Below are 20,688 nucleotides of genomic sequence, written 5' to 3' on the forward strand. Positions count from 1 at the left end.
TATTGTTATGTATGGGAGTGCTTAACTTCTATTCAATGCTTTCATACTATTTATAGTTACTATCTATCTATAGGTACTATATTTTATAGGTACTATATTTTATAGGTACTATATTTTATAGGTACTATATTTTATAGGTACTATATTTTATAGGTACTATATTTTATAGATACTATATTTCATAGATACTATATTGTTCTTGTAGTGATGATTGCTCTTGTGATGAAAGTGCTCATCGTTGCTTGTGATAGCAGAAGTCGTTGTGATAACAGATCTTGTGTATCATGAGGGCAACTATAAGCGATAATACTCGCCTATTAACAAACAATCCATCAACAATAAGGCATGACGAGTAAAACTACATCATGCCTATTGTGAGCTTATACGCTGTTAATACCTTTATATGGATGCTGATAGCATAACTATCAATACATCCTTACAAAGGTAAACCTTTTAGGTCAGCTATTTATTCTGCTGGAGTTGCTGCTTCTTCAGTAGCCGCTTCAGCTGGTGCTGCTTCAGTAGCTGCAACAGGTGCTTCTTGCTCAGCTTTGCCGCCTGCTTGAGTCTGTGCGTATTCTTTACCAGCAATGATCGCATCAGCCATAGAAGTTACATACAAAGTCACTGCACGGATAGCATCATCGTTTGCTGGGATGATGTAATCAACGTTATCTGGGTTTGAGTTGGTATCAACGATACCGATAACTGGGATACCTAGATTTTTGGCTTCTTTGATAGCAATCGCTTCATGATCTACGTCTACAACGAAGATTGCGTCAGGTAGGCCGCCCATGTCTTTGATACCGCCTAGTGAACGCTCAAGTTTTTCCATATCACGAGTACGCTCTAACGCTTCACGCTTAGTAAGCTTAGCGAAAGTACCGTCTTCTGCTTGTTTTTCTAGCTCTTTTAGACGGTTGATTGACTGGCGAAGTGTTTTCCAGTTAGTCAACATACCACCTAACCAGCGATGGTCAACATATGGCATGCCAGCGCGGGCAGCTTGTTCACGGATGATACCGCTAGCAGCGCGTTTAGTACCAACGAACAATACTTTGTTTTTCTTAGCAGCTAAGCCGTTTACGTAAGTCAATGCTTCGTTAAACGCTTTTACAGTGTGCTCTAAGTTGATGATGTGAATCTTGTTACGTGCACCAAAGATGTACGGTCCCATTTTTGGGTTCCAAAAACGTGTTTGGTGACCAAAGTGAGCGCCGGCTTGTAGTAAGTCGCGCATTTCGATTTTGGTTGGATTCTTTGTAGCCATGTGAAATTCCTAGTGGTTGGGTTATGCCTCCACATCACAAAAACTGCCTATCTAGCGACACGCATCTGCTGAGGGTCAATGCTTATGAATACCGCACTAACTTTTTGCAAATTAATCAAGTCGCCAAACACCCAGCAATTTTTTGCCATGATGTGTGTGTCATTGGTTGATGGGTTGGTTTAAAAAACGAGCTATGATTTGAACTTAACGATAAACACTAAATTATAAAATAGCTGCGCTGTATTTTATCATAAAAGCACAGCTCACTGCTAGCGCTATTATCATGAGCCGCACAAGCTAAATATCAAATAAATGAACAAGCTATGGGACATAGCTTTGGATAAAAACCATAAAAAAAACGACGCTTTAACGTCGTTTTTTTCGCTGATTACTATCATTAGATCCACAAACAGCTACGTTCAGTGCCATGCTCAGAGGATCAAACACGCCCTAAGCGATACAGATACCAATCACAGCCTTGTAGCCACGCCACGTAAATGGCGTGATATAGCTTTGGCGATCTTTAGGCAAATAAGACACACTAGGTGCGCTCTCAACAATCTGTGGCGGAGAAATAATAAACTCTGAACCGAATTCGGTACGCGCATTACCAGAGATGGTGTTGGCCATTTCACCGAGCAAATCTTTCATCATAGTGATGGAAGAGTCAGGCTCACCCATCACCTTTATCACTTCTCGCAACATCACGCTTGGCGCACTGACATAGACGCAACCTTCAAGAGGCCCTGATATCTTAATGACACCGCTATAGTCAAAACCAATCGCGCTTTTATTGTTGTTCAAATAAGGGGTATCAATAGATACTTCTGAGCCATCGATCTGCGCAAAAAATGCATTGATCGAGCTCAAAAACACACCCAATTTTTCTACTTTAAACATAATATATTAACATCCATCTTTATTACGTGGCAGCAGCCTCATTAGTCCTGCAAACAAACCACAATCTCGCCAATTTGCGAGTGCCAAGTGATGGGAATGATAAAAGAACGCTCATCGTTCGGCAACACAATACTTTGCGGTGCGCCTTTGAACACAAATGGCACAGAGATATGAAACTCTGAGCCAAACTCTTTGCGCGCATTACCCGCTATCGTATTGGCAACTTCACCAGCCAAATCGATGTAGTTTTCATCACTCTTATCAGTTTCTCCCATGCTGTCCAATATTGAAGACAGTAAATCACGGGTTGCTGAAAAATACACCACGCCTTTTTGTCCGCCTGATATACCGATAACACCCGTATAATCATGAACTTTTGGCTGTTTATTTTCTAACAAGTAAGGTGTGTCAGCAACAAGCTCTTCTCCACCAAACTGATTAAAATAGTTACCAATAATACTTAAAAAAATCTGTAGCTTTTGTTCTTTCATAATGACATCTGCTTTAGTCGATGAATGGTATTAGTCTTGCATCAGCTCATACAAAGACTCTACAAGCTCCTCTTCTGAAAAGGGCTTGCATAAGAAACCACTGGCACCCAATGATAATGCTTCGATGCCAGTGGCTTTATCAGACAATGCTGACACCACTAAAATACGTACATTGGGATCAATCGCAATTATTTTTTCAATACATTCCAGACCGTCCATTTGTGGCATGGTCAAATCCATCGTAATCACATCAGGACGATGGATGTTGAACTTCTCAATGGCTTGCACACCGCTGGTCGCCGTAGCAACTAGCATGAACTGACCTGAATCATAAGCGCGCTGAATACGGTTTCGAATGATATTAGAATCATCAACAATCATTAATTTATACATAACGTCTTTCTTATCCTTAATTAAACTTTAGGTAAGGTAATGGTAAAGCGAGTCATTTGACCAAGCTCACTATTGACATTGAGCTTACCGTCATACTCTTTTACTTGGGCTTTGATAATATCCAAGCCAACACCGCGACCACCGTCTTCATCAGCTTGGTCTTTAGTGGAGAACCCTGACGCAAACAATTGTTTTAATAGCTCATCCTGATTCAGCTGAGCGGCAGCTTCTGCACTGAAGCGACCTTTAGTGATAAGTTTTTGGCGAATGCTATCGTAATCGATACCTTGTCCGTCGTCCTGCAAAGTAATAATGAGGTCGCGGCTGTCACCTTGTACTTCTAAATCAATAGTACCCACGGCTGGCTTATCAGCTGACTGACGTACTGCAGGTGTCTCGATACCATGCACCACGGCATTACGTAATAGCTGAATACTTATTTCTTTCACGACATTTTTGAGATGGGCTGGTATCGCCACCTGTGCTAACGTCTGACTATTCAATTGCACTTGCTTACCCTGTCTTGCCGCGATGTCTTTGGCAAAATCACGATAAAAAGACAGCTGATCGTCATTCGACTCATCACTTAAATCAATATCATTACCACCGGCAATAGCCATGTTTATGGCTGAATCATGGATCGCCGGATTTTCGCTAACGGTAACTTTTGGCTTCTGAATATCTGATGCAGGCGTGGCTCGTGGCGCTGCTGATTTAGTCGCATCGGCGCTTTTTGACACACTGGTGTTTTTTGGTACAGCTTGATTGATACGTTCACCTAACGTTTCAATAGTATTAGATAGGCTAAGCAAGTCATCTAAATGTACAGCTAACGGCAAGAAGTTATTACCTGATAGCTTGCCTTGATTTTGCAACACATCAAGTTTGTCTTCCGCATCGGAGGCAATTTTGGTAAAGCTGTGTAGCTTTAACGCAGAAGCTTCACCTTTTAAGCTATGCATTTCACGATAGATGGCTTTTAATTTACCTTCCAGTTCGAATTGTGAGCTACCTGGATTTTTCAAAATATTATTCATCTTGTCGATGTGCACTTTGGTATTACTAATAAATTCGTTAATGATTTTTGGATTGACGTTTAAGATGGTCGTTAACATCTCAATCTGCATATCATTTTGTGAGCGCTCTTTTTCTAGGCGCTGTTCTAAATATACCGCATCTGATACGTCATTGACGTTGACGAGGATACGAGCGATGTCTTTATCTTCATAAACTCGCGAAAACTTAAAGTCTAAATAACGACTGTCGGTACCTTCTGCTCCATGAGCATTGTGCAACATGACTTTATTTAACGGGTTTAAAGAATCAACCAGCTTTTCTTTGACACGCGGATTATATAGCTGCTCAATAAATTGGCGGGTGGTATTCAGATCTTTATCAGAAATACGGCCACGCAAGACATTGGTAAAGTTTTCTCCAGCTAAGGTGTCAGTGCCGATAATATTGGTCAATGCGTGAGAATGCTGCTGACCAATGTTCAGGTCTTTATCAAGTAGGAATAGACCTGTATTAACCGTTTCCATAATTTCTTGCGTTTCGCGACGAGCGGCAAACGCTTCAGCATCCGTCTCACGTAAGCGACGTACAAAGAAGAATACGAAGATCAAAAAGTAGGTAAAGATAGCGGCAACACCAAGTACCTGAATAAGACGAATAGTCGTCGCTTGACGTTCTGCACTGTTGAATACGTCTTTTGTCAAACTATCTAAAGAATCGTTAATAAACAAACTTGATGTCTTTGCCTGTTCCACAGCCTGCGTCAATTCATCAGCAGAAGGCACCATCACATTATCAGCATCTTTTAGGTATGCCTGAATCTTAGGCTCTAGTGCTGTCCACTGCTCATTAGCAGCAGCAATGTTTGCTTGAGCATCGCTATCGATGTTTGGCAAATCATAACTTTTGCCTTCAGCATCCGTGATCGTACCACCTTGCTCGATCGCAGCAATAGAACTGGTAATCAGTGTCGTATTTTGCTCTAAACGGTTAAGGACTCGTTGTATGTGCGGGGACTTAGTATCCTCACCATAACTACTGTCTAAGTCAAAAAGATCTTTAATTACTGCCTGTGCGCTATTAGCAACTTGGTTGGTTTGGTCAATTAAAGCAGTGTTTCTTTCTAATAGGTTTGAGGTATAAAACGTAAACGCTAGCAAGGCACCAATTAGAGATAAAAATAGTGCAATTGAAATAATTAGACCTTGATAGCGCTTGTTGTCAACATTCGGTATGGTTGCCATCTGCAGAATTCCTTAATTCAATTGCTTAGTAGTAGTATCAGAAGCGCTCTTATCCGCAGGCTCGGTTCCACCCAACCAGCGCGCCTCAATCTCTTTAAATGTCCCTTTTTGTTTGAGCTTTGCAATACCTTCATCCACATTGCTAATCAGCTCATTATTACCTTTTGCCATCAAGATAACCTGCTGTGCTGATGGATTGTCTTCGCCCTCGTAAGGAACGATCGTGACATCATATTCTGGATGGTTTTTTGCAGTGAACTGCAAGATCGGTAAATCATGCAAAATGACATCTACTTTGCCTTGCATCAAATCTTCATACAATAAGTAGGCTGTACTTTGAGTCGTCATCTGGCTATATTTACCCATAGCTTTGAGCTGATCTTCTTGCTTAGAGCCTTCCATCGCCGCGACATGCATACCAGCTAAATCTTCTATGCCTTTAATTTTTGCATCACTTTTTGCATACATGATTGAAGACGGATTAAAAAAGTAAGGGGTAGATAGGCCGTATTTTTCTGCACGATCATCTTTATATGAGATACCTGATATCGCAATATCACGGCCACCTGAAGCCACACTGTCAAACATATTCTGCCAAGTCTCTTTATAAAACTCGACTTTAAACCCTTGCTCTTCTCCGATAGCACGGATTGAGTCAATATCAATGCCCTGCATATTGCCGTAGTCATCTTGGAACGAGAATGGAGGCATCGTCCCTGTGGTAGCAACCTTTAAGGTTGGCGCAGTATCAGGCAGTTTACTGACAAACGTATCTTTACTTTCTGCCGCTATCGCCTTGCCAGTCGAGTTGGCGCTTTCTTGAGTAGAAGAATTACCACATCCGAATAAGCCAACACTTAACACAATCGGTAACATCCGATATATTTGCTTCATATCCTATCCTTAAAGTTTAAGGTTTTTCTAAATTTTAGTGAATAACAATCTAGCAAGGTCGAATAATCATTAAATAATATTTGCTTACAGAAAGTTACTTGGGATAATAATTGAGCAACTCTATGATTGCAATATTTATGTTTAGAGAATACATACAAATCGTTATATATAGCAACGTACGCATATATTTATATTAAACATAAATCTATCTATTTACGTATTTTATGATTTATGGCTGAAAAATAAGCATTATTCTAATTTTATAATGGATATTTGTTTATTAAAACAAGTAAAAATGTATATACGTTTTTTTAGCATAAAGTACATAAAAAAGCACTCATAACGCCCTTGACGTTTGAGTGCTCTTTAGCAAGTAAGTAAGAAATGATTTAATTGATCATTCAATAACTCATTTGGGACTTATTCGGCATCATCAAGATTTAAATTACGATCTATCTGCCAAATCAAAAAGCAACCGAGACTCATTAAAGAAAACATGGCAATACCGATTTTAAGTACTGGATTGACCGGAAATAGATTCAACAATAAACCGCCAAAAATACCCACGGAGAACATAAGCGAACCTTGCAATGCACTCGCCATACCTGCGCGGCGTTTTTGGAAGGCTAAAGCAATCGCAGAGGCATTCGGCTGCGTCAAACCAAGACCTGCAATACAAAAGAAAATACAGACCAATACTAGTGGTAGCCAGGCATCAGTACCCAAAAACAGACCAATCACGAATAGCAGGCCTGCAGAAATAACCTGCATCATCGCACCAAAACGCAGAATACTCAGGATACGAAAACGATTGGTCAGCCATTGATTCAGCTGAGTCAAACCAACAAAGCCTGCCGCATTCATGCCAAAGAGCCAGCCAAAATGCGTCGCCGATACCCCATATGTATCCATGATCAATTCAGAAGCCGAGCTGATATAAACAAACATCGCACCCATCAACAGACCGCCACCAATCGCAGGATAATTAAAGGTGCGATCTTTCAGTAAGTCCCAGTATTGACTCAGGACTTCTTTGGCAGGACGCACATTACGGTTTTCTTCAGTCAGTGTTTCAAAAAAGAAAAATTTGGTGAGTAATAAGTTGAGCGTGCCAAAAGCCGCTAAAAACCAAAAAATAGAGTGCCATGTAAAAAAACGCAAAAATACCGCACCAAGTGATGGCGCTAATATCGGTGCTAAACCCATCACCAATATCATGATAGAAAAGGCTTTGGCAGTTTGTTTGGCTGTTAGGCGATCGCGAATCGCGGCACGGGTAACCACAGCCCCCACGCAAGCACCCAGTGCCTGAAGGGTGCGTCCCACAAACAATACATATTCATCGTTCGTGGTTGCACAGATGATTGATGCGATGACATACAACGTCATACCTATATATAGAGGTTTGACGCGACCGACACGATCACTAAACGGGCCATAAAACAGCTGACCAAACACCAAGCCCAAAAAATACGCTGGCACAGAATTGGCCATAAAGGCAGTGGATACACCAAAGTCATCTGCCATCGAGGGTAATGCTGGCAAATACATATCAATAGACAGCGGCCCTACTGCCACTATGAGTCCGAGCATCATGATCCATGCTACAGGCAAATCGGCAGAGCGCACTCGTTCAGAAGCAAGTGGTTTATTGGGCAAAGAAGACTTTGGAGCAGACATAGTGAGACCGTTTTGTATAATGGTTATTATTTTATTATTCAAGCTTTGCGTGTGGCCAGTTTTTATTCAGGATAAAGGTATTCAAAATAAAAACTGGCAGCAAATCAATAATGCATATTTATGCACAGATACACAAGCAGACAGTGTTATATCTTACTGTCTGCTTGTATTTCAATAGCCATATGATGTTAATAAAACAAACACTAACAACAAAAACAACCTTTCACGAAGTACCTAAGATTTCTAACGGAATTGGCGCTTGGCAAATGCAGTGCTGGCTTGCTTGGCTTTTCTGAGCGCAAGCTTACGGTTGCGACCTAACATCATCTTTAGCTGCCAGACTTTTTCTTGATATAACGTCAACGCTGATTGTTCGTACATCGCATTGATGACACGCTTACTGGCCAGTACGGCATCTGGTGAGCGCTCTGCAAATTCAGCAGCGAGCTGTTGTGCTTGTGCTAAGGGTGTCTCGCTACAATGACTGACGAGACCTAACTCTTTGCCTTCGGTTGCATCAATCGTACGGGCACTCATCGCCAGCTCTTTTAAGACATCGACGCGAACCACGCCCAATGCAGACTGGGTCAATCCCATATCAGGCACGAGCCCCCACTTGGCTTCCATAATAGACAAGTTACAATCAGGATGACTGATGCGCACATCACACGCCAGCGCCAGTTGTAGCCCTGCACCAATACAATACCCTTCTAGTACCGCAATCACAGGGACAGGCACATCACGCCAAACCAAACAGACGCGCTGAAAGAGGCTCTGCCAAGGTTTCATTAACTCCCAAAGTGCAAAAGCTTTGTTTTTTGGATGGTTTAAGTCGCTCAAATCGATACCTGCACAAAACGTATCTCCAGCACCATTCAAAATCACCGCACGTATCGTTTTATCTTTGCTAATGCGCCCTGCTACTTTGATCAACTCATCTATCATCTGAAAACTCATGGCATTCTTTTTTTCAGGACGGTTTAAAGTAACGGTTAAAATATGGTCAGTCACACTCACTTGTAACGTTTTATACTGGTACGTGGCAATCGCGTTCATAACAATTCTCATTAATAAGTGAAGTAAATAGTCTGCTAATGATGCCAATATAACAGGGTTATATCTGCCATATCATATGAATAACTGACTGTCAGGATACCGCCCATCTATCAATCAATAGAAAACAGCCAATTTGCAGACAAAACCATCTGATATCTTATCTGCCTCAAATCATCTTCCACGTCATATCATTTTCACTCAGACGATGATAATTCAGCTGCGCATAAGACGATAAATCCAGCGCTTGTAAGTTATTTAATGCCGTTAATAACGCTTCATAATAGGGCTCAAGCATCGCAAACTGTGCAGGCGTAGTGTGCTGAATATTCAACAAGCTCTTGTCTTCCAAATCTTGGCTGGCCTGACGTAGCTCTGGTACACCAGTATAGCGACTACCGCCTAAGATGCGATGGGCAATTTGTGCAAGGGCACTACGGTCACGGGCATCCCACGCTTGAGTGAGGGCGCGCTTTTCCTCATTGATCGTATCGAGCATCATAATTATGAGCTTGGCTGCGAGATCCGGTTTATTCGCTGAGCGAGTCAGCGCATCTTGCCAGTCTAAGATATGGGAGGTGCTCGTATCATTAGCGCTTAGGTTGAGGTTTATGTGCTCGTCTAACTTATCCTCGGTACTTGCTAGTACCTCATGATTGCTGCTGCCTGATATTTGGTACGGAGGATACAGTAGCGATGCTTGTCTTTGCTGTTGATAGCGCAAGCTTTCATAGCGTGGCTGGCTTTCGCGCAGCGTTCCTTGTCTATAGTCCTCACGAGGCTGGCTGTCCTTTAGATAGTCATCACGGATTTTTTTTAATGATAAAGGTCGGGTTACTTTTTGCTGATTGATAGCTTCGGACACCTGACCATTATAATCGTCACTACCTTTAACCATCGGATAAGCCGGTGCTGCAGTGCCTACATACGAACCTAAAGATTTTTCCACAGCGGTATTCGTTAAGGGGTCAGTTTGTACATCAAAACCTTTTGCATCAAAATCTTTAGTAGCGATATCAGTACCGACATCAGTACTGATATTTTGAGTACCAGTATTTTGAGTACCAACTTCTTGCTCTGGATTGGCTCCAGCCACAGCGGTTAACTGCGGCACTGTCGTCGTGCGCCCTAGCCATTTTTGTAGCACTTGTAACAACTGTGGTTGGCTAATGGGCTTACCCACATAATCGTTAATGCCACTCGCCATGAGTTTATCGCGCTCGTCAGCCAATCCATGTGCTGTCAACGCAATAATGGGAATACGATTATCAGCATTCTCGATATTACGAATTTGTCGAGCGGCTTCATGCCCTGACATCCGCGGCATTTGTATGTCCATAAATATCAAGTCGATGCTGTTTTTATCCTGAGCATTAGCTTTACTCTGAGTAGTGCTTTTGTCTTCATTATTGTTATCTTCAGAGTATAGGGAACTGCTGGCGGCTTTACCCACTTCGTCGCGCGTTTCCGCTTTTGAAATTTGGGTCTTTTTCGACAAACTTTGCTTATCAGCTTTGGCGGTTTTGATATTTTTGGTTTGTTGCTTGCTGATAAGCTCTATGGCTTCAAAACCACTATTCGCCGTAATCACCTGAATGCCAAGCTCACTAAGTAAGGCATCGAGCACCAGTAGGTTGGGCAGATGGTCATCAACTGCCAGCACGGTCACGCCTTTCCAGCGCGGCTCTTGCATATTTTTGGGTGCGCTGCGCTTCTGCGTATCAAGCATACCGTAGAGTTGGCGTTTGTCTAACGGCTCATACAATATATTGGCATGATAACGATTTAACAGCGCTTGATCGGCAGCGACCTGATAACCAAACACTGCCAGCTTGCCTTGATAATGCAGGCGAATCTGTTTGAGCAGCGCCATCATATCGTCTTGTTTGTCATCATCGACGATGACCCAATCCCAATAATTGCCGCGCTCTTTTAGTGACTCAAGCACGCCTGGCAACGAATTGGCTTGGGTCAGCTTAATCGGTAAGTACTGCAAGCTGGCTTTGAGTACCTGTATCGAAGCAGGATGATTAATCCATACCAACACATTAAACTCATCCGTGGCACTTGCCAGCGGTGCTAACACGGGTAGCGCAATCGTCTGCCCAGTAGCCGCCTCTAGCACATCGACATGGGCTGGCATTCGAAACCAGAACGTCGCGCCTTGATTGGCAATGTTCTCTTGTGCATTATCATAAAAACCAATATCACCGCCCATCAAACGGGTTAGTTGCTTAGAGATAACTAGGCCTAAACCTGTACCACCATACTGGCGGGTAATTGATGGATCGCCTTGGCTAAAGCTTTGGAACAGCATTTTTTGATCGGCCAAAGAGATGCCTTTACCACTGTCTTGTACGCTAATCATCAAGTAATTGTCGCGATGGTCATCTAAGCTGACACGCACCACCACATCGCCACTGTCTGTGAACTTAATGGCATTGCCCACGATATTGGTCAGTACTTGTTTGAGGCGCAAGGCATCACCATTCACGCGCATCGGCACATCATTATAGAACAGCACCGCCATACGCAGACCTTTTTCCGAGGATACCGGTGACAGCATGTCGACCACATCATAGATGGTGTCATACAAATCAAATTCATGACGATCGAGCACCAATTTGCCCGCTTCGATTTTAGAAAAGTCCAAGACATCATTCACTAAAGCAAGCAAGTGCGCTGACGATTTTCGTATGGTCTGCACATACAAGTCTTGTTCAGGATTGAGCTCGCCATGACGCGCTAGCAAATTAATAAAGCCGTCAATACTATTTAATGGTGTGCGCAGCTCATGGCTGATATTGGCCAAAAATGCAGATTTGGCTTGGCTGGTTGAGATGGCGGCATCACGTGCATTTCTAATAGAAATGTTTTGCATTTCCATCTCATCAAAGGCCAAACGCAAGTCATCTTCGGTTTGCTCAGCGTGGTCCTTAAGCTCTTGAAAGCTACCATGCAAACGGCGTAGAGTCCTAATCAAATCCTGTTGTAATAAATTCAGCTCACCAGTTGACTCGACCGAAGCGGGTTGGTATAGATTGTCGACATGGGTACGTTGTAATTGCAGGCGCAACTCATAAATTGGTGCAATCCAACGTTTTGAATAAATATTCAAACTCAGCAACAAGATTAAAATAGTAAACAAGCCAGTAATGACCAGTGCCATGGCGATGCGGTAACGGGCGATATAGAGCGGTTCGTTGTCCATATCAATCATTAACCACAGCTGCTGACCGTCAAAATCACCCAGCATGCTGCCATAGGCGGTACCGATAGGTGTTGGCTTTTGCGATAAGAACTCCCCTGTCGTGGCGATCAGAGGCCACGCTTCATTCGCCCCATAGCCTACCGTCACCAGTACTTGATTGCCCTCGTCAATAATCGCAATACGCTGTACATGCTGCTCCGACTGCATAAGCCCAAGCCTATCTTGGAGGCCGCTAAGTGTAACAGCTGATTTTTGCGGTGTCTCATTTGCCTCACTTGTATTGACCTCATCTATCGCTTGCTGACGCTGCTGCTCTAGTAGTTCGGGAATACGCTCGGCAATCGTGGGTGTATAACGAATAAGCATCGCCTCTGCTAATGCTTCTTGCTCTGAGTTGCTGGCACGCATGGTTTCGTGAAAGACCAAGATACCACCGACCGCTGCTAATAAACAGATCGGCAAAAACACCAATATAATCAGCTGACCATAAGCGCTGCTGGTATCGAAACGTTTCTTGTATGCCATACTGGTGTTACTCTCCACTGATATTTTTGCGATAAATACTCATGCTGCTTTCACGTCTTATGCCGCAGCCAATAACTGGTGCTCGATATTATCTTAACAGGATTTTATGAGTGGCTGTTAAACATTCATAGCGCGTACCTTAACCTTTATAATCCTGATAAGAGAACCCTCATCCATTGCTAATTTTGACAGTATCCATGTTCAAGTCTTTAATATCAGTAGCAATGCATTTACCAATAATACCTGATGTCATCAGCGCGGCTGAAAACAAAATGATATAATGACGCAACTTTTTATTTGTCATCATTTATACCTCGTCATATGACCAGATTAACGGCGTAATTACGACCCTCGCACTAATTGACTGGCTGACGATTGAGTAACAACCTTTATAGTAGCAGTCTCAGAATTTATAGGGATGGTCTCAAGCGATTGTTGGACGATAACAACAGTGTGTTAATCAGCAAGCCGTTATTTAAAACGCGGTGCTTCAGACGACTGTTAAATGAATAACGCTCTAAAAAAATACCTAATATTAAAGAAATTGTCCTCTAAAAAACCAATAAGGATACCTTATGTCCACGACGACCACGTCAAATGCCAACTTTATCACGCAAGTGACTGCCCTTGCCGATTGCGTCGGTCAAACACCATTGGTGAAACTTCAGCGTCTGCCTGAGCAGGAGCACATTACAAACGGTGCGGTTTTGCTCGCCAAACTTGAGGGCAATAATCCTGCTGGCTCTGTCAAAGACCGCCCTGCTTTTAATATGATTTACCAAGCGGAACAGCGCGGCGACATAAAGCCTGGAGATATGCTGATTGAAGCCACCAGTGGCAATACAGGCATTGCGTTGGCTATGGTCGCTGCGATGCGTGGCTATCCGATCACCCTACTGATGCCAACCAACTCGACTCAAGAGCGCAAAGACGCCATGATTGCTTATGGTGCGACGTTGATTGAAGTGGACGAAGGTATGGAAGCGGCGCGTGATTTAGCATTGCAGATGCAAACGGATGGCAAAGGCATCGTCTTAGATCAATTTAATAATCCTGATAACAGACAAGCCCATTATCTAACGACTGGCCCTGAGCTATGGGCGCAAACTGCGGGTAAAATTACCCACTTTATTAGCTCGATGGGCACGACTGGTACTATTACCGGTGTCTCGCAATACCTAAAAGAACAAAACCCAGCGATTAAAATCATCGGGCTGCAACCTGACGAAGAAGCATCTATTGCTGGTATCCGCCGTTGGCCTGCCGCTTATATGCCGGGTATTTTTGATGCAGACTTAGTCGATGAAGTGATGGATATTGACCAACATATCGCTGAAGTTTATATGCGCAAACTGGCCAAAACCGAAGGTATCTTCGCGGGTGTATCTTCAGGCGCTGCTGCATGGGCTGCCGTACAGGTGGCTAAAGAAAACCCTGATGCCGTTATCGCCTTTATTGTCTGTGATCGTGGAGACCGTTATTTATCGACGGGGCTGTATAGTGTCGATGACAGCGTAGACAATGCAGCACCATAATCTCGAAACTAATTAGGTTTATCTATGTCACATGCCCTACCCTCCGACCCTATATTGGTCTTTGATATTGAAACTGTCGCGGATACAGCTGCCGCGCGCCGTATTTACCCGCAGCTGGCGGATCTAAATGATGCGGACGCACTGAGCGCATTGACAGCGCTACGTACACAAGAGGCTGGGCACGATTTTATGCGTTTGCCGCTGCAACGTATTGTTTGTATTTCAGCGTTATATATAAAAGATGGCAAGTTGTCGTTGTTTTCGTTGACTGCAGATAAGTTCAGCGAAAAGGAAATTCTCGTTAAATTTTTTCGAGCGTTTAGTGACATTGAAAAATTGCCACAGCTGATCAGCTGGAATGGTTCAGGTTTTGATATTCCGGTATTGATTTACCGCGCCATGCAGTATGACTTATCAGCACCATGGCTATTTGAAGAAGGCGCACGCATCAAAAACATGCGTTTTGATAATTATGTCAATCGCTTCCATACTCGCCATCTTGATTTGATGGACAGATTTAGCCAATACGGTGCCAGTCGCCGCGAAGCGATGGATATCGTCGCAAGCTTGTATGGACTTCCCGGCAAAACCAGTGTCGATGGCAGTATGGTTGGCGATCTTGTCAGCAATGATGATTGGCAGACGCTGTCTATTTATTGCGAGTCTGACGTGATGAATACCTGGCTAATCTATCTGCGCTGGCTGCGTTTAACGGGTCAACTGTCCTCACAAGATTTTGATGCTTGGCAGCAGCAAAGCCATGACTATCTAGCAAAATACACCCAAGCCGATGGCAGTGCACGTCATCAAGAATTTATTGCTGATTGGTCATTTACGCCGTCAGTATAAGCATGATTCTTTGTACCAATCTCCGTACTCACCTTTTTAGTTATTTATTATTTATTTAAGGCAGGTTTATGCAACCCACCGATTCAAAAACATCTACCGCAGCTGATGCAACGCTGCAGGCGAACGATACCCAAACCATTACCATCCCGCCTAACAAGAAAAAATCCAAACCGTCATCAAAGACCCGTCGCCGTCTAAAAGAGGCTGAACCCTTACCGTTTAATATTGATGGGTTGTCGCATGATGGTCGCGGAGTGGCAGTATATGGCAATGGCTTAGGTGAAGCAGAAGGTCATGCCGTAGACAAGCATGGTAAAAAAGTATTTGTCAGCTTTGCTTTGCCGGGTGAAAGCGCTTTGGTCAAGCTTACCAATAGCCGAACCAGCTTTGAAGAAGGTGACGCAATCAGCATCACTGCCAACCCAAATCCTGAACGTGTGGTACCGCCCTGCCCGCACTTCGGTGTCTGTGGTGGCTGTAACTTGCAGCATTGGCAGCCAGATGCCCAGATTAATTTTAAGCAGTCTGTCCTTGCTGAAATGCTGATGCATCAAGCCAAAGCCGAGCCTGATCATTGGCTAGCACCTGTAATCGGCGATCGCCTCGGTTATCGCACCAAAGCAAGAATGGGTGTGCGTTATGTGACCAAAAAAGAAACCGCCTTGGTGGGCTTTCGTGAACGCTCAAGTAACTTTTTGGCTGAGCTAAATGAGTGTCATATTCTAGATCCTCGTATTGGCTTTGAGCTTGAAAACTTAAAAACCCTTATCAGTACTCTAGAGAGCCGTGACAAGATTGCCCAGCTTGAATTGGCGATGGGTGAAGAGATGCCAGACCTACCAGATGGCAACCAGCCAGTCGCCCTCATTGTGCGCAACTTAGCGCCGTTATCTGATGCTGATGTAGAGAAGCTAAAAGTGTTTTTTGCCGCGCGCAATTGGCAGCTGTATTTACAATCGAAAGGCGTTGACAGCATCCAGCGTATCGCCTTGACGGATGCTGATGATCTGAGTCAAAAATTTGGACGTTTGTATTACCAACTGCCAGAATACGACCTTACTTTTGAATTTATCCCAACAGATTTCACCCAAGTTAATCTATCGGTGAACCGTCAGATGACCAAACTTGCTTGTGATTTATTAGACCTAAAAGCCGGTGAACGCGTACTTGATTTGTTTAGTGGTCTAGGTAACTTTAGCTTGCCATTGGCACGATTGGTTGGCGAGACTGGCTCTGTCGTCGGTGTTGAAGGTAGCGAAGCGATGACCGCACGCGCCGCTGACAATGCACGTCGTAATGGTATCAATAACACTGAATTCTATAGCCAAGACTTAACGCAAGACTGTACTGATAAGCCTTGGGCCAATCAAGGCTTTGATGCGCTATTGATCGATCCGCCTCGCTCTGGTGCATGGGAGATTATGCAGTATCTGCCGAAATTTAACGCCGAGCGTATTGTCTATGTCTCTTGCAACCCTGCAACGCTTGCTCGCGATACAAAAGCATTATTAGAGCAAGGCTACCGTCTGACTCATGCTGGCGTAATGGATATGTTTTGCCATACTGGACATGTTGAGTCTATTGCGCGCTTTGAAAGGGTCGCTAATTAACATTGATTTTTTCGCATATTTTCTTGTATGAGTTATTAGGCATGCTATCAACACATTTTGCTTATTTATAAATTAGGTCAAAATATGCTATTAAAGTAGCCGATATGTTAATCGATATTTTAATCATAGTGACATGAGCATTACAGAGCCTCTCTTGATTTGTCGTCTTAAAATGAGATAATAATAGTCGTTCTTTCTATGCTTATAGAATTCGCATGTAGCAGTTATTAACACTCATAATCTTACATATTCTACGTACAACTCTATGGCTGCTAAAAATGGATTTTTAGCGGCTGTATTGATTTCTAGTTGCCCACTTATATATTGTATAAGTTTGGGTTTCGTACGTAGTAGATGAGGTTATAATCAATTCGAAATAGCTAAGAGGAGTCGGCTATGGTAAAAATTCGTGAAGGATTACCGTTGGTAGATGGACAGACCACACAAGCCGACAGTGCGACGTTAGCGGCACAGCTGGTTGCGAGTCAACGCTCTCATCAGTCTGCTAATAGCTATGCTCAAATTCCACTCGATATCAAATACCAACTGGCCACTCATAAGCTGCATACGACTTTTGATCGCTCTGCACAGCATGCTTACCACAGTCATGACCCAAATCTTGAAAATGAATATTTGGACAATCAGCTTTTAGATGATGCTCATATTCTCTCAGAAGAGGAGCTTGAAGCAATCGATCTAGACAATGCCAATATTGATGTACCTGCGTGGTTAGATAACGTGGCCAAGCGTATCGGCCAAGAGTCTGTGCCCAACCTCAGCGCTGCCTGTGACTTTATTCGTAGTCATATGAATACCAGCGAATCTGAGCGCTCCGGTGCTTATGTCACTGGTATCGGTATGACTGATATATTGACCTACCTTTATCAAGATGAAGATGCACTGGTTGCTGCGATGCTCTATCGCAGTGCCCGCAAATCAATCATCAGTCTGACTGAAATTGAGCAAAAATTTGGCAAAGACATCTCCACCTTGGTCAAAGATACTTTGGCAATGGGTAAACTGTCGGAAATTATCGAAAGTAACAAACGCTTAGAAGATCACTTCGTAAATAATCAGCGTGACCAATTATCAAACATCTATAGCATGCTCATCTCCGTCACCAATGACGTGCGTGTGGTGCTCATCAAGCTGGCTGAACGTACCTTCGCCATGCGCGAATTGACCTTTTCTCATTTAGAGCGGCAAAATCGGGTGGCACGTGAGGTCATGACGATCTATGCGCCACTGGCCCATAGATTGGGTATTGCCCAACTAAAATGGGAGCTTGAAGACCTCGCCTTTCGATATCTCGCCCCTGAGCGTTATAAAGAAATAGCCAAGCTGTTGTCAGAAAAACGCAGCGAACGTGAGTCTTATATTCAGCGTGTGCAAGATAAGCTCAATGAAGCCTTGGCGGAAGCAGATATCGCGGGTGAAGTGTCAGGACGCGTCAAGCACATCTATTCTATTTATCGAAAAATGAAGCTCAAAGGCTTATCCTTCGATCAGCTTTACGATATTCGTGCGCTGCGTGTGTTAGTGACCAATCCTTCCGACTGTTACCACGTTTTAGGATTGGTACACGGTCTGTGGCGCTATATCCCTGAACAGTTTGATGACTATATTACCAATCCTAAATCAAATGGCTATCGCTCGCTGCATACGGCGGTGATTGCCGAAAATAAATCGCTTGAAGTACAGATTCGTACCCATGAGATGCATTTTGAGGCTGAGCTTGGCATGTGCGCGCATGTCAATTACAAAGAAGGGCTAAAAAACAAGAAAGACAATTATCTCAACCAGAGAATCAGCTCGCTGCGTCAACTGCTTTCTATCAATAATGAAACACGTAATCAGCCACGCTCATCCATGTTGACTGGTGATGAGCTAGAAGAAATAGAGTTCGATGAAGAAGAGCAACTGGTTGATTTTGATGAACTTGAGCGCATTTATATCTTTAGTCGTGATGGTGATATTACCGAACTTCCAAAAGGCGCGACCGTCCTTGATTTTGCCTACTATGTACATACCCAAGTCGGTAACCGTGCGCAAGCCGCTCGGGTCAATCAACGCTATGTGCCTCTGACTTATCAGCTCAAAACTGGTGAGCAAGTTGAGATTATTACCAAAGCTTCTCGCGAGCCCAATCGCGATTGGCTGGTTGCCTCACTCGGTTATATTCATACCAATCGAGCACGCTCAAAGCTGCGTCAATGGTTTAATAAGCAAGACCGCGACAAAAATATTGAGATCGGTCGGCACATGCTGAGTAAAGAGCTGGAGCGTTTATCCGTCCACCCCAACAGTATTGATTTAAATGATTACACTCAGTTTTTTCACGTCAATAATACAGACGACGTCATTGTTGGTTTGGTCACAGGTGATATCAGCCTAAACCAGCTGACCAGCCATATCTCTCGTCAGCTACACTTAGAACCAGAGAGACCTGAGGAAGATTTCACACCCAGTGTCGATGCTAGAGATGCTGGCAAAATTGATGCCTATAAAATTCATATCGACGGTCTGGACAATATCGAAGTCAACTTAGCAGGTTGTTGTCATCCTGTACACGGTGAGCCGATTGCAGGTTACATCACTTTGTCACGCGGCGTTAGTGTACATAATCGGGGCTGTCCAGAATATTTGCGCCTTATCGAACGTGACCCTGAGCGCCAGATAGATGCTGCTTGGCGCGTAAAATCAGGTCGCTACCAACCCGTAGACATTCATGTAGAAGCTTATGATAGACGTGGATTGTTGCGCGACTTAACTCAAATTATCGACAAAGAAAACGTCAATATTCGTCAAGTTGAGACCCTGAGCAATGATGACAATATTGCCTTTTTAAAGTTTCATATTGAGGTGTCAGGATTGGCGCATTTGTCCAAACTCTTAGCCAAACTTGAACAGCAGCATGGCATATTACATGCACGGCGTGCGGTTGCTTAAGTAAAATGCTAAGGCTTTGCGCAAACCTATCCATTTAATAATCGAGTTATTACCAAAAACACTATGCCTGAATTGCCTGAAGTAGAAACAACCAAAACCAGCTTAACCCCTTTATTGGGGCAACAAGTGATTGATGTAAAAGTATTCCAGCCAAAGCTGCGCTGGTCTATGCCTGACGATTTAGATGCCTTGGACGGTTATACTTTGGGCAGCATCGAGCGACGAGCGAAGTATTTGATACTAGAGTTTTTACCGCCCTTATCTAAGCATAACGCTACTACTGAGCTTGATACATTGGCACCGCGGCAGCTTCTCATTCATTTGGGTATGTCCGGTAGTTTACAGCAGCACAGTAAGGGTACAGAGAAGCGAAAACATGACCATTTGGTGATGGTATTTGGTAGCACTGATAAAAAGCAAATACAATTACACTATCATGATCCTAGACGCTTTGGCTCGGTGCTGTGGCATGAGGATTATGGTGCTAAGCTATTAGATCACTTGGGTGCTGAGCCTTTATCAGAGGAATTCACTGCTGATTACTTGTATCAGCTCATCCAACGCACGAATCTATCTGATAAAACCGCCATTGGAACTACGGCTGGTAAAAAAACAGCGAGTAAAGCAAAATCGAAAAAGCGGCCAATCATGCGAGCCATCAAATCCGTCATTATGGAGCAGCAAGTGGTCGTTGGCGTTGGCAATATATACGCGACCGAAAGTCTGTATTTATCAGGGATTCATCCTGCGACCCCTGCTCATCAATTATCGTATGATGATATTGTTATTTTGGTCGATCATATTAAAACCATTCTACAAAAAGCGATAGCGCTTGGTGGCTCGACCTTACGAGATTTCACGGTCGCTAGCGGGCAAACTGGGTATTTTCAACAGACTCTAAACGTCTATGGTAGACAGGGTGAAGCTTGTCCGCACTGTCAAACGACGCTAGAAAATATCAAGCTAAATGGACGTGCTAGCGTTTACTGCCCCGACTGCCAGCCCCTAGCGTAGTAAGGGAAATGCTACGACATACTTGATAAGCATTAATGTTATCAAGCCTCACTGAT

14 protein-coding genes are annotated in these 20,688 nt (G+C 43.5%); 5 read left to right on the forward strand and 9 right to left on the reverse strand.

The window, feature by feature from the left end:
• Positions 1 to 466 precede the first annotated feature (466 nt).
• The 9 genes from rpsB to RH96_RS13610 form a co-directional block, all read right to left on the reverse strand.
• Positions 467 to 1,270, reverse strand: a complete 804-nt coding sequence (gene rpsB / locus RH96_RS13570) for a 30S ribosomal protein S2 (RefSeq protein ID WP_010201760.1) — start codon at positions 1,268 to 1,270, stop codon at positions 467 to 469.
• Between the two features lie 450 nt (positions 1,271 to 1,720).
• Positions 1,721 to 2,170, reverse strand: coding sequence for a chemotaxis protein CheX (locus RH96_RS13575; protein ID WP_010201761.1), 450 nt, complete (start codon positions 2,168 to 2,170; stop codon positions 1,721 to 1,723).
• A gap of 41 nt (positions 2,171 to 2,211) precedes the next feature.
• Entirely contained in the window at positions 2,212 to 2,661 is a 450-nt protein-coding gene (locus RH96_RS13580) for a chemotaxis protein CheX (protein ID WP_010201762.1), read from the reverse strand.
• Positions 2,662 to 2,691: 30 nt separating this feature from the next.
• A complete protein-coding gene (locus RH96_RS13585) occupies positions 2,692 to 3,054 on the reverse strand; it encodes a response regulator (protein WP_010201763.1) in 363 nt (120 codons plus the stop codon).
• A 20-nt stretch (positions 3,055 to 3,074) separates the two neighbouring features.
• Positions 3,075 to 5,312, reverse strand: coding sequence for an ATP-binding protein (locus RH96_RS13590; RefSeq protein ID WP_010201764.1), 2,238 nt, complete (start codon positions 5,310 to 5,312; stop codon positions 3,075 to 3,077).
• A gap of 12 nt (positions 5,313 to 5,324) precedes the next feature.
• Entirely contained in the window at positions 5,325 to 6,206 is an 882-nt protein-coding gene (locus RH96_RS13595; protein WP_010201765.1) for a substrate-binding periplasmic protein, read from the reverse strand.
• 420 nt (positions 6,207 to 6,626) lie between these two features.
• Positions 6,627 to 7,886 carry a multidrug effflux MFS transporter gene (locus RH96_RS13600; RefSeq protein ID WP_037033740.1) on the reverse strand — a complete coding sequence of 420 codons (1,260 nt, stop codon included), beginning with the start codon at positions 7,884 to 7,886 and terminating at the stop codon, positions 6,627 to 6,629.
• A 243-nt stretch (positions 7,887 to 8,129) separates the two neighbouring features.
• A complete protein-coding gene (locus RH96_RS13605) occupies positions 8,130 to 8,942 on the reverse strand; it encodes a crotonase/enoyl-CoA hydratase family protein (protein ID WP_010201768.1) in 813 nt (270 codons plus the stop codon).
• A gap of 166 nt (positions 8,943 to 9,108) precedes the next feature.
• On the reverse strand, positions 9,109 to 12,675 hold the full coding sequence (locus tag RH96_RS13610) for an ATP-binding protein (protein WP_010201769.1): 3,567 nt from the start codon (positions 12,673 to 12,675) through the stop codon (positions 9,109 to 9,111).
• A gap of 575 nt (positions 12,676 to 13,250) precedes the next feature.
• Here RH96_RS13610 and cysM point away from each other — a divergent pair.
• From cysM to mutM, 5 genes are all read left to right on the forward strand, one after another.
• The gene (cysM, locus tag RH96_RS13615) at positions 13,251 to 14,210 is read left to right on the forward strand and encodes a cysteine synthase CysM (protein WP_010201770.1); all 960 of its coding nucleotides are present in this window, start codon (positions 13,251 to 13,253) and stop codon (positions 14,208 to 14,210) included.
• Between the two features lie 24 nt (positions 14,211 to 14,234).
• Complete coding sequence (locus RH96_RS13620; RefSeq protein ID WP_010201771.1) at positions 14,235 to 15,059, forward strand: 3'-5' exonuclease; 825 nt, start codon at positions 14,235 to 14,237, stop codon at positions 15,057 to 15,059.
• Between the two features lie 68 nt (positions 15,060 to 15,127).
• Positions 15,128 to 16,669, forward strand: coding sequence for a 23S rRNA (uracil(1939)-C(5))-methyltransferase RlmD (rlmD, locus tag RH96_RS13625; protein ID WP_010201772.1), 1,542 nt, complete (start codon positions 15,128 to 15,130; stop codon positions 16,667 to 16,669).
• A gap of 396 nt (positions 16,670 to 17,065) precedes the next feature.
• A complete protein-coding gene (locus RH96_RS13630; protein ID WP_010201773.1) occupies positions 17,066 to 19,618 on the forward strand; it encodes a RelA/SpoT family protein in 2,553 nt (850 codons plus the stop codon).
• Between the two features lie 63 nt (positions 19,619 to 19,681).
• Positions 19,682 to 20,632, forward strand: coding sequence for a bifunctional DNA-formamidopyrimidine glycosylase/DNA-(apurinic or apyrimidinic site) lyase (gene mutM / locus RH96_RS13635; protein WP_010201774.1), 951 nt, complete (start codon positions 19,682 to 19,684; stop codon positions 20,630 to 20,632).
• Positions 20,633 to 20,688: the final 56 nt, after the last annotated feature.

Origin of the sequence: Psychrobacter sp. PAMC 21119, assembly GCF_000247495.1 — a bacterium.
GTDB lineage: Bacteria > Pseudomonadota > Gammaproteobacteria > Pseudomonadales > Moraxellaceae > Psychrobacter > Psychrobacter glaciei.

Coding starts and splice junctions, on each gene's coding strand:
- rlmD (WP_010201772.1), top strand. CDS start 15,128: ATGCAACCCACCGATTCAAAAACATCTACCGCAGCTGATGCAACGCTG.
- RH96_RS13575 (WP_010201761.1), bottom strand. CDS start 2,170: ATGTTTAAAGTAGAAAAATTGGGTGTGTTTTTGAGCTCGATCAATGCA.
- RH96_RS13580 (WP_010201762.1), bottom strand. CDS start 2,661: ATGAAAGAACAAAAGCTACAGATTTTTTTAAGTATTATTGGTAACTAT.
- RH96_RS13585 (WP_010201763.1), bottom strand. CDS start 3,054: ATGTATAAATTAATGATTGTTGATGATTCTAATATCATTCGAAACCGT.
- RH96_RS13590 (WP_010201764.1), bottom strand. CDS start 5,312: ATGGCAACCATACCGAATGTTGACAACAAGCGCTATCAAGGTCTAATT.
- RH96_RS13600 (WP_037033740.1), bottom strand. CDS start 7,886: ATGTCTGCTCCAAAGTCTTCTTTGCCCAATAAACCACTTGCTTCTGAA.
- rpsB (WP_010201760.1), bottom strand. CDS start 1,270: ATGGCTACAAAGAATCCAACCAAAATCGAAATGCGCGACTTACTACAA.
- RH96_RS13610 (WP_010201769.1), bottom strand. CDS start 12,675: ATGGCATACAAGAAACGTTTCGATACCAGCAGCGCTTATGGTCAGCTG.
- mutM (WP_010201774.1), top strand. CDS start 19,682: ATGCCTGAATTGCCTGAAGTAGAAACAACCAAAACCAGCTTAACCCCT.
- RH96_RS13595 (WP_010201765.1), bottom strand. CDS start 6,206: ATGAAGCAAATATATCGGATGTTACCGATTGTGTTAAGTGTTGGCTTA.
- RH96_RS13605 (WP_010201768.1), bottom strand. CDS start 8,942: ATGAACGCGATTGCCACGTACCAGTATAAAACGTTACAAGTGAGTGTG.
- RH96_RS13630 (WP_010201773.1), top strand. CDS start 17,066: ATGGTAAAAATTCGTGAAGGATTACCGTTGGTAGATGGACAGACCACA.
- RH96_RS13620 (WP_010201771.1), top strand. CDS start 14,235: ATGTCACATGCCCTACCCTCCGACCCTATATTGGTCTTTGATATTGAA.
- cysM (WP_010201770.1), top strand. CDS start 13,251: ATGTCCACGACGACCACGTCAAATGCCAACTTTATCACGCAAGTGACT.